Origin of the sequence: Actinokineospora diospyrosa (assembly GCF_024171925.1) — a bacterium.
In the GTDB taxonomy this organism is placed as follows: domain Bacteria; phylum Actinomycetota; class Actinomycetes; order Mycobacteriales; family Pseudonocardiaceae; genus Actinokineospora; species Actinokineospora diospyrosa.
The window spans coordinates 504,355-518,413 of record NZ_JAMTCO010000002.1; the positions used below are offsets into that span (position 1 = coordinate 504,355).

Below are 14,059 nucleotides of genomic sequence, written 5' to 3' on the forward strand. Positions count from 1 at the left end.
GGGGGGGGGGGGGGGGGGGGGGGGGGGGGGGGGGGGGGGGGGGGGGGGGGGGGGGGGGGGGGGGGGGGGGGGGGGGGGGGGGGGGGGGGGGGGGGTCGGCGGAAAGTGGTGGATGGCTGAGGGGGTTGTGGATAACTGGAATCCGCAGGTGGGGGCGGATGGGCAGAGAAAGGTTCAGCCGGATGGGTCTCATTGGGCGTCGGATCCGGCGAGGTCGTGAGTGCGTGACTCGGTCCGCCTGATGGCGATGCCGGGATGCTTGAGGCCCCAGATCGGCCAACCACCCCCGAGGCGGGGGACCATCCCGGCGTGCCCCAGCGCCATCGCGCACCGGGGGCGTCCCTGGTGCCGGTTTATCGGGCGTGGGACTTGCGAAAGCGTTGTGGGTAGCCGGAATCCGCAAATGCGAGTAGATGGCCTGCAAGGAGATTCAGTCGGACGGAAAGCTCGCCGGGCGGTCGAGTCGAACGAGGTTGCGAGTGCGCAACTCGGCCCGCCCGGCGATGGCTCCGATGCCGCGCGAACCTGAATCCCCAGGTCAGCCGATCATTCCGTCAAATCGGAGGCCGTCCCCGTGTGGCCCCAGCCCCCACCACGCCACGGGGGGCGTCCCCGGTGCCAGTCTATCCGGAGTCAAGCCCGGAAAGGGGGCCTGCGGAAAGTGGTGGATGGCCGAGGGGGTTGTGGATAACTGGGATCCGCAGGTGGAGATGGATAGGCAGAGGAAGATTCAGCCAGTTGGGTGGCGGGGCCGCGGGGGGCAGTTGTCGACTTCGACGGTGCGGCGGAGGGGTAGGCCCGTGGCCGGGTATTCGGGTCGAGTGAGGTTGCGAGCGCGTGGCCCAGCCCGCTCGACGGCGGCTGTCGATGCTCAAAGAGCTTGAGTCCCCAGGTCAGTCGACCATTCCGTCAAATCGGAGGCCGTCCCCGTGTAGCCCCAGCCCCCACCACACCACGGGGGGCGTCCCCGGTGCCAGTCTATCCGGAGTCAAGCCTGGAAAGGGGGTCGGCGGAAAGTGGTGGATGGGGGAGGGGGTTGTGGATAACTGAGATCCGCAGGTGGAGGTGGATGGGCGAAAGAAGGTTCATCCGGTTGGGGCGCCTCCAAGAGTGCACCAGGTCAGCGGAGAAATCCGGTGGAAGCGCTAAAGCTGGACCTGGGCTGCGGCGCGGACGAAGCGGGCGATGGGGGTTGGGTTGCCTGCTGGGTGCGTGTGTAGGTATGAGGCGTGCAGGGGGCCGGTGGTGAAGCCTTCTTGGTGCGGCTTGCCCTCGTGGTCGCGCCACGTCCAGGCCGGGGTGCCCGGGTGGGCGGGGGTCAGGCGCGTGCGGTGGAACTCGTGGCCGGTCACTCGGCTGCCTTCGGTGTGCAGGACCGAACCCGCGGTCGCCACGGCGTCGCGGTAGCCCAGTAGGAGCCGGGGGGTCATGGTGGCTTCGGCGTCGATCACGCCGGACATGGGGTGGCCGTCCAGGTGTTTTGCCAGGTAGAGGAGGCCGCCGCATTCCGCGTGGATGGGGTGTCCGGCGCGGGCGAACGCGGCTACCTCGTCGCGCAGGGATGTGTTGGCGGACAAGGCTTCCGCGTGCGCCTCGGGAAAACCGCCGGGCAGCACCAAACCCGCTGTGTCGACGGGCAACCGCGAGTCCCGCAACGGGTCGACGATGGCGACCTCGGCGCCTGCCGCACGCAACAGCTCGGCGTGCTCCGCGTAGCCGAACGTGAACGCCGGGCCTCCGGCCACTGCCACCACCGGTCGGCCGGACACCGGCACGACCTCGTCCGCGGCGACCCACACCGGTCCGTCGAGCGGCCCGGCCGAGCGCGCCAGCCGCACCACCGCCTCAAGGTCCACAGAGGACTCGATCAGTGCCGCCATCGCCTCGACCGCGCGCACCGCGGGCGCCCCGTGCTCGGCGGCGGGCACCAGACCCAGGTGTCGCGACGGCACATCGACCTCGCCCGCGCGGCGCACCGCCCCGATCACCGGAAGCCCGACCTCGCCGCAGGCCTCGCGCAGCACCTGTTCGTGCCGGTCCGACCCGACCTGGTTGAGCACCACCCCGGCGATGCGCACCCCCGGCCGGAACGAGCGGAACCCGTGCAACAGCGCGGCGAGGCTCGTGCTCTGCCCCCGCGCGTCGACCACCAGCAGCACCGGCGCGGACAGCAGACCGGCCACGTGCGCGGTCGACCCGAGCCCGCCCTCCTCCACGTGGTGCCCGACCCGGCCGTCGAACAGGCCCATCACGCCCTCGACGACGGCGATGTCAGCTCCGGTCGCACCGTGTCGGAACAGCGGACCGATCCGTTGCGTGCCAACGAGAACCGGGTCCAGGTTGCGGCCGGGGCGCCCCGCGGCGAGCGTGTGGTAGCCGGGGTCGATGTAGTCCGGGCCGACCTTGAACGGCGCCACCACGTGCCCCCGCGCGCGCAACGCCGCGATGAGCCCCGTCGCCACCGTGGTCTTCCCGTTGCCGGAACCCGGGGCGGCGATGACGATCCGGGCTACCACTCGATGCCCTTCTGTCCTTTGTGGCCTGCGTCCATCGGATGCTTGACCTTCGTCATGTGCGTCACCAGATCCGCGGCGTCCACAAGGGGCTGTGGAGCGTCCCGCCCGGTGATCACGACGTGCTGGTGGCCAGGACGGGAAGTCAGGGTCGCGACGACCTCGTCGGTGTCGATCCAACCCCACTTGAGCGGATAGGTGAACTCATCGAGCACATAGAGGTCGTGCTGCTGTGCGGCGAGTCTGCGGGTGATCTCCGCCCAGCCCTCGCGCGCGGCCGCGGCGTGGTCGTCCTCGGTGCCCGCCTTGCGCGACCACGACCACCCCGCGCCCATCTTGTGCCACTCGACCGGCCCGCCCTCGCCGGTCTGCTCGTGCAGCTTGCCCAACGCCAGGAACGCCGATTCCTCGCCCACCCGCCACTTCGCGGACTTGACGAACTGGAACACCCCGATCGACCAACCCTGGTTCCACCCGCGCAGCGCCAACCCGAACGCGGCGGTGGACTTCCCCTTCATCTCCCCGGTGTGCACCACGACGAGCGGCCGGTTGCGCCGTTGCCGGGTGGTGAGCCCGTCCTGCGGGACGACCTCTGGTTTCCCTTGTGGCATAACGACTCCCTCAGGCTGCCCGGGCCGCGCGGACCACACCGGCGACCGCGTCGGCGGACAATTCCTCCAGCCGTAGACCGGTCCCGCCGAGCGCGGCCGTGAGCTTGTCGGCCAACCCCAGGCGAACCGGGCCGCTCTCGCAGTCGACGACCACGCTGGCCACCCCGTCGGCGGCGAGCGCGGCGGCCGCGCGCATGGCGTCACCGACGGCGTCGCCCGAGCTGCGCCCGTCGCGGGTCACGGCGACCGTGGCGCGGCCGTCGGTCACGACCACCAGCAGCGCCCGCCTGCGCGGGTCACGCATCCGTTCGATGGCAAGGGTTTTGCGCGCCCGCAGTAGCCCATCCGCCAACGGCGTGCGACCACCGGTGCGCAGATCGCGCAACCGGGCGACGGCGGCCTCGACCGACGACGTCGGCGGCAGCGACAGCTCGGCGTCACCGCCGCGGAAGGTCACCAGGCCCACCTTGTCGCGGCGCTGGTAGGCGTCGCGCAGCAGGGAAATCACGGCACCGGTCACCGCGGACATGCGCTTGCGGGCCGCCATCGACCCCGACGCGTCCACCGCGAACAGCACCAGGTTCGACTCCCGGCCTTCCCGCACCGCGCGCCGGACATCACCGGACCGCACCACGATCCCCGGACCGCTGCGACCGCGGGTCTGCTGGAACGGCGCCGCCGCCGTGAGCGTGCCGACCAGGTGGATGCCCGTGCCCTGGTTCTGCGCCGCCCGCAGCGCTCGACCGGCACCAGCGCGCGACCGCGACCGCCTGCCGGGCGCGCCCTCGCCGACGCCGTCGAGCTGCAACACCCTGGCCCGGAACGCCTCGTCCGGCCGCGAAGCCGCCTGCGACCGGTCCCCGCCCTGGGGTGCCTCGGTGTCCTGCTTGCCCGGTTCGCCCCGCGGCGTCTCGGATTCACCAGGCTCGGACTCACCCGGCTGGTGATCACCGGGTTCGGGGGCGCCGCCACCGGGACCGCTGTCGTCCGGGTCGGGATCGCGGTCGGCTTCCTCCGCCGCGTCGCGCAGCGCCTGCGACAGCTGCTCCTGGTCCAGACCGGGCTCGTCGAACGGGTCGCGCCTGCGGCGGTGCGGCAGCGCCAACCGGGCCGCCACCTCGACGTCGATCTCCTCGACCGCGCCCGCCCCGCGCCACGCCGCGTGCGCCACCGACGTCCGGGCGAGCACCAGGTCCGCCCGCATGCCGTCGACGTCGAACGCCGCGCACACCGCCGCGATCCGGCGCAGCTGCGGGTCGGGCAGCACGACCTCCGGCAGCGCCTTGCGGGCGGCCACGATCCGCGCCGCCAGCTCCGCGTCCGAAGTGGACCAGGTGTCGGCGAACCCGGCCGGGTCGGCCTCGAACGCCAGCCGCCGCCGGATGACCTCGGTGCGGGTGTCCACGTCGCGCGCGGCCCGGACCTCCACGGTGAGCCCGAACCGGTCCAGCAGCTGCGGCCGCAGCTCGCCCTCCTCCGGGTTCATGGTCCCGACCAGCAGGAACGACGCGGCGTGCGAGATCGACACGCCCTCGCGCTCGACGTGCGCGCGGCCCATCGCCGCGGCGTCGAGCAGCAGGTCGACCAGGTGGTCGTGCAGCAGGTTGACCTCGTCGACGTAGAGCACGCCGCGGTGCGCGGCCGCGAGCAGGCCGGGCTGGTAGGCGCGCACGCCCTCGGTCAGCGCACGTTCGAGGTCCAGCGAGCCGATGACCCGGTCCTCGGTGGCGCCGACCGGGAGTTCGACCAGCCGCGCGGGCCGGGTGTCGGTGTCCGGCGCGGCGTGCGGACCGTCGGGGCACGCCGGGTCGGGGGCGCCCGGGTCGCAGGAGAACCGGCAGTCGGCGACCACCGCGGCGGCCGGGAGCAGCGCGGCGAGCGCGCGCACCACGGTCGACTTCGCGGTGCCCTTCTCGCCGCGCACCAGCACCCCGCCGATCCCGGGGTGCACCGCGTTGAGCAGCAGGGACAGCCGCAGGTCGGCGTGGCCGACGACCGCCGAGAACGGGTAGCCGGGCAGGGCTGGACGGGACACGTCGTTCCTCACTCCGGGTCCGCGCCCGGGTCGGGTGGTCAGCTGGGCGGAGTGTCCTGGCTCCCGGATCGCCGCGCCGCCCCGGCCTTCCCAGGTGGTCCTGGTGGCGAGCGTGGGACGGCACTCCCCGGTGACAGTGGCGGGACCGCACCGGACTCGCACCGGTTTCCTCGCACACCCTGCTGTTCTGCTCTTCAGTTGGCGGTCGGGCGTCTTCTGGCGGATGGGCATCGTCTGGCTGTCGGGCATCGTCGCATCCGCCGGGCCCGGCGGCCAAGGCACGTGGCGGGGATCTCGGGTCGGTTAGGGTCTGGGCCCGTGGCGGTCTCGATTATCGGAATTGGCGCGGACGGTGTGGTCGGGCTCTCGCCCGCGGCCCGCGCCGAGCTGGACCGCGCCCAGGTCGTCGTGGGGTCGGCCCGCCAACTGGACCTGCTGCCCGCCGAGGTCACCGCCGAGCGGGTCGCGTGGCCGTCGCCGTTGGTGCCCGCCATCCCCGGGTTGCTCGAGCGCCACCGCGACCGCGTGCTGTGCGTGTTGGCCAGCGGCGACCCCATGTTCCACGGCATCGGCACCACGCTCGCGCGGGTCGCCGAGGTCCGCGTGTGGCCGCACCCGTCGTCGGTGTCGCTGGCGTGCGCGCGGCTGGGCTGGGCGGTCGAGGAGGTGGCGGTGGTCAGCGCCGTCGCCAGGCCGGTGGAGCGGTTGCACGCCGTGCTGCACCCGGGACGGCGCGTGCTCGTGCTCAGCGCCAACGGCTCGACCCCGGCCGCTGTCGTCGCGCTGTTGAGGGATCGCGGGTTCGGGGCTAGCTCGGTGACGGTGCTGGAGGCGCTGGGTGGGCCGCAGGAGCGGGTCACCACCGTGCTGGCTGACGACGATCTGGTCGGGCTCGCGCCGTTGAACGTGGTCGCGATCGAGTGCGCGGCCGAGCCCGGTGCGCGCCGGTTGCCGCGCGTGCCGGGGCTGCCCGACGACGTCTACGAGCACGACGGGCAGATCACCAAGCGTGAGGTCCGGGCGGTGACGGTCTCGTCCCTGGCGCCGGAACCCGGGCAGCTGTTGTGGGATGTGGGTGCCGGATCGGGCAGCGTCGGGATCGAGTGGGCGCGGACGCACCCGGCGTGCCGGGTGATCGCCATCGAGCCGCGCGAGGACCGGGCCGACCGGGTCGCGCGCAACGCCGCCGCGCTCGGAGTGCCTGGTCTGGACTTGGTTCGCGGGGCGGCGCCCGGCGCGTTGGCCGGGCTTGAGCCGCCGGACGCGGTGTTCGTCGGCGGGGGAGTGACGGTCGAGGGCGTGCTGCCGGGGTGTTGGGCGGCGCTGCGGCCGGGTGGGCGGATTGTGGTGAACGCGGTGACGGTCGAGTCCGAGATGCTGGTTGCTCGATGGCACGCAGAGGTCGGTGGGACTCTTACCCGGCTGTCGGTAGGTCGGGCCGCACCGGTCGGCGGGTTTACCGGTTGGCGGCAGGCGATGCCGGTGACCCAGTGGGTGGCTAGCAAGGAGCGAACGTGACGGTGCACTTCATCGGGGCGGGTCCTGGGGCCGCCGACCTGATCACCGTGCGCGGGCGCGACCTGATCGCTGCGGCGCCGGTGTGCCTCTATGCCGGTGCACTGGTGCCCGAGGAGCTTCTGGCGGTATGCCCGCCTGGCGCGCGCAAGGTCGATACCGCCAACCTGACGCTGGACGAGATCATCGCCGAGATGGTCACTGCGCACTCCGCCGGACACCATGTGGCGCGCCTGCACTCGGGGGATCCGTCGGTGTTCAGCGCGATGGCCGAGCAGATGCGCAGACTTGACGCTGCCGACGTCCCCTACGACGTCACCCCAGGTGTTCCTGCCTTCGCTGCTGCCGCCGCATCCCTCCGACAGGAGTTGACCGTACCGGCGCTGGGGCAGACGGTTGTGCTCACGCGTACCGCCGCCCGGGCAACGCCTATGCCGCCGGGTGAAGACCTCGACACGCTAGGCCGCTCCCACGCGACGATGGTGCTGCACTTGGCCGTCCAACGCATCGACGAGGTCGTCGCCGAGCTGATCCCAAACTACGGCGAGTGCTGTCCGGTCGCTGTGGTCGCGCACGCCTCCCGCGCGGAGGAAGTCGTGCTGCGCGGGACGTTGGCCGACATCGCTGCGAAGGTGCACGGGGCCGGGATCAAGCGCACGGCGGTGATCATCGTCGGCCGGGTGCTCGACCCGGGCGGGTTCCGGGAGAGCCACCTGTACTCGGCCGAGCGGGACCGTCGGTGAAAGTCCTGGTCCTTGGCGGTACAGGTGAGGCGCGGGCGCTCGCGGCGGCCCTGGTCGACAGCCAGGACCACACGGTCGTGTCCTCGCTGGCGGGCCGCGTGCGCGACCCCCGGCTGCCGGTCGGCGACGTCCGGGTCGGCGGGTTCGGCGGCCCGCGGCTGCTGGCCGAGTGGATCCTGGAGCACGGCGTGCACGCGGTCGTCGACGCCACCCACCCGTTCGCCGAGCGGATCAGCGCCTCCGCCGCCGAGGCCGCCCTGCTGGCCGGTGTCCCCCTGCTCGTCCTGCGCCGCCCCGGCTGGCCACCCCGCCCCGGCTGGCACTGGGTCGACTCCCTCGCGGAGGCCCGCCTCGTCGCCGAACGCCTGGGTGACCGCATCTTCCTGACCACGGGCAGGCAGGGCCTCGCCGCGTTCGCCACCTCCGACCGCTGGTACCTGGTCCGCTGCGTCGATCCACCGGACGCCCCGATGCCCGCCAGCGCCAAACTCCTGCTCGACCGCGGCCCGTACACAGTGGACGGTGAACTGGCCCTGCTCTGCGACCACCGGATCGACGTCCTCGTCACCAAGGACAGCGGCGGCCCCCTCACCGCCGCCAAACTCGACGCCGCCCGCGAACTGGCCCTACCCGTGGTGGTCGTCCGCCGCCCCCCACCGCCAGCCGCCGTACCGGTCGTGGAGACGGCCGAGCAGGTCATGGCCTGGCTCCGGTGACCCCCAACGCGCGGCGCGGCGTTGTCGCCGTTGAGCTGGCTGGGGGCCGTGGGTTTCGGGGATGGCTGTGGTGATCCCTGGCCTCGACCGCTGTGCGGCGACTGTGGAATCGGCTGATCGGGTGGCTTTTCACGGGGATGCGCTGCCGGATGGGGTTGAACTGGGCGAGTTGGCGCTGCCGGGGCGGGCGGTCGCGGCGGTGCGGTTGCCGGTTGCGGAAGCTGTGCCGGTGCTCACCCGTGCCCGCCGGTCGGCTGCGTGTCATCCGACCGCGGCGTTCTGGGGAGCTGTGGTTGTTGTTGCTTTGCGGCAGGTCGCTCGGGGGGCGCTGAGCCAGGACGATCGCGACCGCCTGGCGGAGTTGGCGGGGCGGATGCCCGCGGACGCGCACGTGACCGGGGCCGAGCCGCTCGCCGTGGTGCGGATGTTCGTGGAGACCATCGCCGGTCCGCCGCCGGAGGAGGTGCTTCGCGGGGTGTTGCGGCTGTCGCTGCGGCTGGACCCCGACGGGACGTGCGTGCCGCAGGTTCACCTCGCCGGGGTTGTGGTGGACGCGGTTGAGGTTGCCAAGCGTGGCGATGAGCAGGCGCGGGCGAGCTTGCTCGACGCTCTGCACCGGGTCGCGCGGCGGTGGCCGCCGTTGCGCGGGCTGCTCGACCAAGATGTCCCCGACCGGGTGGCGCTGACCACGGCCGAGGTCGCTGACCTGCTGGTCAACGCGACCCGCGTCGGGGTGGACGTGCACTGGCCGCGGCACATGGTCGGCACCCTCACCCGGCGGGTGACCGTGGGCCGGGTCGAGGCCACCCACGGGCTGCTGGCCGCCGACTGGGAGCTCGTGCTCGACGGCACGGCGTTGACCAAGGACGAGGTCGACCGCCTCGCGAACACGCACGCTCAAGCGGTGCGGCTGCGGGACCGTTGGGTGCTGCTGGACGCGGCGGTCATACCGCGCGCTATTAAGCCGTTCACGGTTGCGGAGGCGTTGGCGGCATCCCTGACCGGCAGCGCGGAGGTCGATGGCCGCGAAGTGGAAGTGGTCGCGACCGGCTGGCTCGACGATCTGCGCGCGCGGGTGGAGGAGCCTGATGGCGAGCCTATAGGCCAACCCGAGGGCCTCGCGGGAGTGCTGCGGGACTACCAGTTGCACGGCCTGCGGTGGTTGGCACGAATGACGCGGCTGGGCTTGGGCGCGTGTCTGGCTGACGACATGGGTCTGGGTAAGACGATCACGCTCATCGCGCTGCACCTGCACCGAGCCTCGGCAGAGCCAACGCTGGTTGTCTGCCCTGCCTCGCTGTTGGGGAACTGGGCACGCGAAGTCGCCAAGTTCGCGCCGTCGATTCCAGTGACGCGCTTCCACGGCCAAGGGCGCACGGTGGCAACCACTGGCATCGTGTTGACGACCTACGCGGTCCTGCGCCGTGACACTAAGAGGTTGTCCGGCCAGCGGTGGGGCCTAGTAGTCGCTGACGAGGCGCAACACGCGAAAAACCCCGACTCGGCTACCGCCAAAGCCCTGCGCGCAATCCCTTGCGCCGCGCGGGTAGCGCTAACGGGCACACCTGTGGAGAACACCCTCACCGACCTGTGGGCGCTACTCGACTGGACCACCCCGGGACTGCTCGGCACGCGTGCCGCATTCCGGAAGCGGTGGGCTGAACCCGTTGCGGAGGACTCTGACGCCGCCGCCAAGTTCGCCCGCCTGATCCGCCCGTTCCTCCTGCGCAGGCGCAAATCCGACCCGGGGATCGTCCCGGAGTTGCCGCCGAAGACCGAAACCGACCACCCGGTGCCGCTGACCCGGGAACAGACAGGCCTCTATACGGCGGCCGTGCGTGAGGCCATGGTGGAGATCCGGTCCGCAGAGGGCATGGCTCGCCGTGGACATGTGCTGCGGCTGCTGACATCGCTTAAGCAGATCTGCAACCACCCCGCCCAGTTCCTGCGAGAACGCGAAGGGCGACTGACGGGACGGTCCGGCAAGCTCGGGCTGTTGGATGAGCTACTAGACACGATCCTGGCCGAAGGTTCGGCGGTGCTCATCTTCACGCAATACGTGTCCATGGCGCGCCTGTTGGAGCGGCACCTACGGGAACGTCGCATCGAGTGCGGCCTCTTGCACGGAGGTACGCCTGTGCCGCAACGGGAACGCCTAGTCGCCGACTTCTCCTCGGGGGAGTTCGGCGTGTTCTTGCTGTCGCTGAAGGCGGCAGGAACAGGGCTGAACCTGACCCGCGCCGACCATGTCCTCCACTACGACCGGTGGTGGAACCCGGCAGTGGAAGACCAGGCCACCGACCGCGCGTACCGCATAGGGCAAACGAGGCCCGTCCAGGTCCACCGGTTCATAACAGAGGGAACGGTCGAAGACAGGATCGCCGAGCTGCTGCGGTCCAAGCGCGACCTTGCCGACTCCGTGCTGGCAGGCGGCGACAGCGCCATCACCGAGCTCGGCGATGACGAACTGGCCTCCCTGGTAGAGCTACGCAGGTGAGGCAGGGTAATGGCGCGGAGTGAACACCACCTGCGTGCCGTCGTCTTTAACGAAGTACTGAGTCTGGGACGAGCCGACTAGCAGCAGGCAGCGCATGTCCACCGTCGTCGGGTCGAGGTCTTCCAGCCGCACAACCCGGACCGACTCCTCAGGGCCGCCGACGTCACGGCCGATCACGACCGGGGTGTCCGGGGATCGATGCCGCAGCAACAGGTCGCGGGCCTCCCCGAGTTGCCAGGTGCGGGTCTTGGACGCCGGGTTGTAGATGGCGATCACCAGGTCCGCCTGGGCGACGGCGGTCAAGCGCTCAGTGATGACCGTCCACGGCTTAAGGCGGTCGGACAGGGAGATCACGCAGAAGTCGTGCCCCAGCGGTGCCCCCACACGGCTCGCGACCGCTTGGGCAGCGGTCAGACCTGGCAGGACCCGGACCGGGACGTCCTTCCACTGCGGGTCGGTCGCGACCTCCAGCACAGCAGCCGCCATTGCAAACACACCAGGGTCTCCGGACGAGACCACAGCGACCCTGCGGCCGCGCTTAGCGAGGTCTAGAGCGAAGGCCGCGCGTTCAGCCTCGACCTGATTGTCCGAAGCGTGTCGCTGCTGCCGTGGATTGACCGGCACCCGATCCAAGTACGTCTTGTAGCCGACAAGGTCATCAGCGGCTGATAGCGCTTCTTGCGCTTCCGGGGTCAACCAAGGACGACCCGCAGGACCCGTGCCGACCACGACCACCTCACCTACGGCAGGCGCGAGGTCGGCTGCGGGACCAGCAGGCCTAACACCGTCGTTGAGGGGACTGGGAAGTAGCGCCAACGAGAAGTACGGGACAGTCTCGGGATCCACTTCAGACAACGGAAGGCTGCGCCCCTCCGACCACGTTGCCCGCTCCACGTATAGAGCCTGATCCAACTTGCCCGCCGCCGCGAACGCATCCCGCACCTTGCCAAACGTGCGCCCCAGCTTGAGCACCGCTGCGGAGTCGGTTCGTGCAAGGTGTGCAGCGAGTTCTTCACCAGGCAATGTGCCCGGCAGGACCGTAAGAACCTCTTCGCCTTCAACCAACGGGCGACCCGAGACCGCAGCGGCAGCGCTAACAGAAGTCACACCAGGCACTACCTCCCACGGGTAGCGGTCAGCGAGGCGCTTGTGCATGTGCATGTAAGAGCCGTAGAAAAGAGGATCACCCTCGGCGAGAACAACTACATCGCGACCAGCGTCCAAGTGCGCGGCCAACCTCGCGGCGGCATGCTCGTAGAACTCCGCCATCGCACCCGCGTACCCACCGGGGTGGTCCGTTGTCTCTACCGTCAACGGGTAGACCAACTGCTCCTCGATCTGCCCCTCACGCAAGTAAGGCGCTGCGACGCCACGCGCGATAGATCGACCGTGACGTGCGCTGTGGTACGCGACCACATCGGCGGCACTGATCAGGCGGGCTGCCTTGACCGTGACAAGATCGGGGTCGCCGGGGCCGAGCCCGACGCCGTAAAGAGTGCCGGTCACTCTGCCTCGCTAGCGATCGCGTTGACCGCGGCCACCGCCATGGCGCTACCGCCACGACGACCGCGAACAACCAGGTAGGGGATACCGCCGCCGTGTGCGGCAAGAGCGTCCTTCGACTCGGCCGCGCCGATGAAACCCACCGGCAGACCAAGGATCGCGGCCGGACGACCAGCGCCAGCGTCAATCATGTCGAGGAGGTAGAACAAGGCAGTCGGGGCGTTGCCAATGGCCACAACCGCGCCCTCTAGCCGATCCCGCCACAGCTCTAGCGCTGCCGCGCTGCGAGTGTTGCCCAGCTCCTGGGCCAGCCCAGGCACTCGAGGGTCGCCTAACGTGCAGATGACCTCGTTGTCGACAGGCAGGCGCTTGCGGGTGATCCCAGACGCCACCATCTGCGCGTCGCACAACACCGGAGCACCCGCTAACAACGCGGCACGGGCCGAGGTGACGACATCGGGGGAGTAAGAGACATCGCCGACCAGATCGACCATCCCGCAGGCATGAATCATGCGCACCACCACGCGCGCCACGTCCTCCGGGAGCCCAGTCAGATCGGCCTCGGCCCGGATTGTGGCGAACGAGCGGCGGTAGATCTCCGCGCCGTCCTTGATGTAATCGGTCACCGTTAGTCCTGCCTTCCCCGGGCGACCGCCTCAGCCACCCGCTCGCCGGGCACAGCCCGGCCATCGACGAGGTAGCCGTCCTCGGTGGCCACCACGTCGAGCACGTCTCCCGCCGGACGCCCACACCGGCGCCCACACCCCGCCCAGTGCACCGCGCGACCGGGCACCGCCGTGGCCAGCGCCGCCGCCCGCACATCGGCCAGCGCCTTGTGGCAGTGCGGCCGGCCGGCGCACGACGTCACGCCGATCCCGGGGGCCGACGGGTCGGTGATCAGCCCGATGTCGGGTAGCGCACCGCGCACCACGACCCCGCGCCACGGCGTGATCACCACATCGCCCAGCGCCCGCGCCTGATCCGCCGCCAACCGCCCCAGCGGCACCGCGGCGCCGACACCGCGACCGCCGTCAGCGAACACGACCGGCCCCACCGGCCCGCCGGTGGGTGGTGTGCCCGGCGTCACCCGCTCGGGGCCCGCCCGGGTTCCCACGACCGGGCCCACATCCGGCAACTCGGCGACCCGCCACTGCCCGTCGCGCACCCGCAGGAACGCCAGCGCGCAGGCGACCAAGGTCGCCACGACCTCGTCAGGAGCCACCCGGATGCCGTGGTCGGCGCCGCCCACCAGCACCGCGACGCGCTCACCGACCGGGAGCGCCGCCAGGTCCGGCCGCAGCCACGCCACGTCACCGGCACCGCTGTCCAGGGCGAACAGGAACCGCCCCGGCAGGTCAGCCAGGTCACGCTCCGCGCACAGCGCCGCGTCCAACTCGGCGACCAGGTCACCCGGGCCCAGCGGTGAGGCCATGATGTTGCGCACCTTTTCGTGGCTGCGCGAGGGCAGCAGGCCGACCTCGGCCAACGCCGCGCCCAAGTGGACCTCGGCGCCGTCAGCCAGCCCACGCAGCTGCAGGTTGCCCCGCGAGGTCAACTCCAGCGCGCCATCACCCAGCTCGACGGCCAGATCGGCCAGCCGGTGCAGCTGCTCGGCGCGCAGCCGTCCACCCGGGATCCGGACCCGCGCCAACCCGCCGTCGGCCGCCCGGTGCACGTCAAGCGCACCTGGGCAGGCATCGGCGCCCGTTCGGCGCTGGGAGGAAGGCACCCGCCGAATATAGGGTTAGTCCGAAGCAGCGATGGCAATGGAGGAAGCCGGTGGGAATCCGGCGCGGTCCCGCCACTGTCACCGGGGAGCGACACCTGAGCACGCCACGGCACCCGCCGGAAGGCCAGGTCGAGCCCTGATCCGGGAGCCAGGACACTCCGGCCGTCGCTACCCACGACCCGGGGCGAGGACCCCAG

10 protein-coding genes and 2 riboswitches are annotated in these 14,059 nt (G+C 71.3%); of the genes, 4 read left to right on the plus strand and 6 right to left on the minus strand.

Annotated features, from left to right (window positions below; all coding sequences use genetic code 11):
- Positions 1-1,145 precede the first annotated feature (1,145 nt).
- The 3 genes from LV75_RS04750 to LV75_RS04760 are packed head-to-tail and all read right to left on the minus strand — an operon-like array spanning position 1,146 to position 5,159.
- The gene (locus tag LV75_RS04750; RefSeq protein WP_253885371.1) at positions 1,146-2,516 is read right to left on the minus strand and encodes a cobyrinic acid a,c-diamide synthase CobB; all 1,371 of its coding nucleotides are present in this window, start codon (positions 2,514-2,516) and stop codon (positions 1,146-1,148) included.
- Positions 2,510-3,124 (minus strand): cob(I)yrinic acid a,c-diamide adenosyltransferase, encoded by a 615-nt coding sequence (gene cobO / locus LV75_RS04755; RefSeq protein WP_253885372.1) that lies wholly within the window; start codon positions 3,122-3,124, stop codon positions 2,510-2,512. The genes LV75_RS04750 and cobO overlap by 7 nt, the downstream gene beginning before the upstream one ends.
- Positions 3,125-3,134: 10 nt before the next feature.
- Entirely contained in the window at positions 3,135-5,159 is a 2,025-nt protein-coding gene (locus tag LV75_RS04760) for a putative cobaltochelatase (protein WP_253885373.1), read from the minus strand.
- 50 nt (positions 5,160-5,209) lie between these two features.
- Positions 5,210-5,330, minus strand: a riboswitch (cobalamin riboswitch).
- Positions 5,331-5,477: 147 nt separating this feature from the next.
- Here LV75_RS04760 and cbiE point away from each other — a divergent pair.
- From cbiE to LV75_RS04780, 4 genes are all read left to right on the plus strand, one after another.
- On the plus strand, positions 5,478-6,677 hold the full coding sequence (gene cbiE / locus LV75_RS04765; protein WP_253885374.1) for a precorrin-6y C5,15-methyltransferase (decarboxylating) subunit CbiE: 1,200 nt from the start codon (positions 5,478-5,480) through the stop codon (positions 6,675-6,677).
- On the plus strand, positions 6,674-7,417 hold the full coding sequence (gene cobM / locus LV75_RS04770) for a precorrin-4 C(11)-methyltransferase (protein WP_253885375.1): 744 nt from the start codon (positions 6,674-6,676) through the stop codon (positions 7,415-7,417). Before cbiE ends, cobM begins: the two co-directional genes overlap by 4 nt.
- Positions 7,414-8,133, plus strand: a complete 720-nt coding sequence (locus LV75_RS04775; protein ID WP_253885376.1) for a cobalt-precorrin-6A reductase — start codon at positions 7,414-7,416, stop codon at positions 8,131-8,133. The genes cobM and LV75_RS04775 overlap by 4 nt, the downstream gene beginning before the upstream one ends.
- A gap of 61 nt (positions 8,134-8,194) precedes the next feature.
- Positions 8,195-10,630, plus strand: a complete 2,436-nt coding sequence (locus LV75_RS04780; RefSeq protein WP_253885377.1) for a DEAD/DEAH box helicase — start codon at positions 8,195-8,197, stop codon at positions 10,628-10,630.
- Here LV75_RS04780 and cobJ read toward each other — a convergent pair.
- Genes cobJ through LV75_RS04795 form a run of 3 tightly spaced genes read right to left on the minus strand, consistent with a single transcriptional unit; the run spans position 10,619 to position 13,862 of the window.
- Complete coding sequence (gene cobJ / locus LV75_RS04785; RefSeq protein ID WP_253885378.1) at positions 10,619-12,136, minus strand: precorrin-3B C(17)-methyltransferase; 1,518 nt, start codon at positions 12,134-12,136, stop codon at positions 10,619-10,621. The two genes, LV75_RS04780 and cobJ, sit on opposite strands and share 12 nt — an antisense overlap.
- Complete coding sequence (locus tag LV75_RS04790; RefSeq protein ID WP_253885379.1) at positions 12,133-12,759, minus strand: precorrin-8X methylmutase; 627 nt, start codon at positions 12,757-12,759, stop codon at positions 12,133-12,135. The genes cobJ and LV75_RS04790 overlap by 4 nt, the downstream gene beginning before the upstream one ends.
- A gap of 2 nt (positions 12,760-12,761) precedes the next feature.
- A complete protein-coding gene (locus LV75_RS04795) occupies positions 12,762-13,862 on the minus strand; it encodes a ferredoxin-like domain-containing protein (protein WP_253885380.1) in 1,101 nt (366 codons plus the stop codon).
- A 5-nt stretch (positions 13,863-13,867) separates the two neighbouring features.
- Positions 13,868-14,033: riboswitch (cobalamin riboswitch) on the plus strand.
- The last annotated feature ends 26 nt before the right edge of the window (positions 14,034-14,059 follow it).

What these genes read in the sequence shown, in the direction of transcription:
- LV75_RS04780 (WP_253885377.1), top strand. Translation starts at nt 8,195, where the DNA reads ATGGCTGTGGTGATCCCTGGCCTCGACCGCTGTGCGGCGACTGTGGAA.
- cobO (WP_253885372.1), bottom strand. Translation starts at nt 3,124, where the DNA reads ATGCCACAAGGGAAACCAGAGGTCGTCCCGCAGGACGGGCTCACCACC.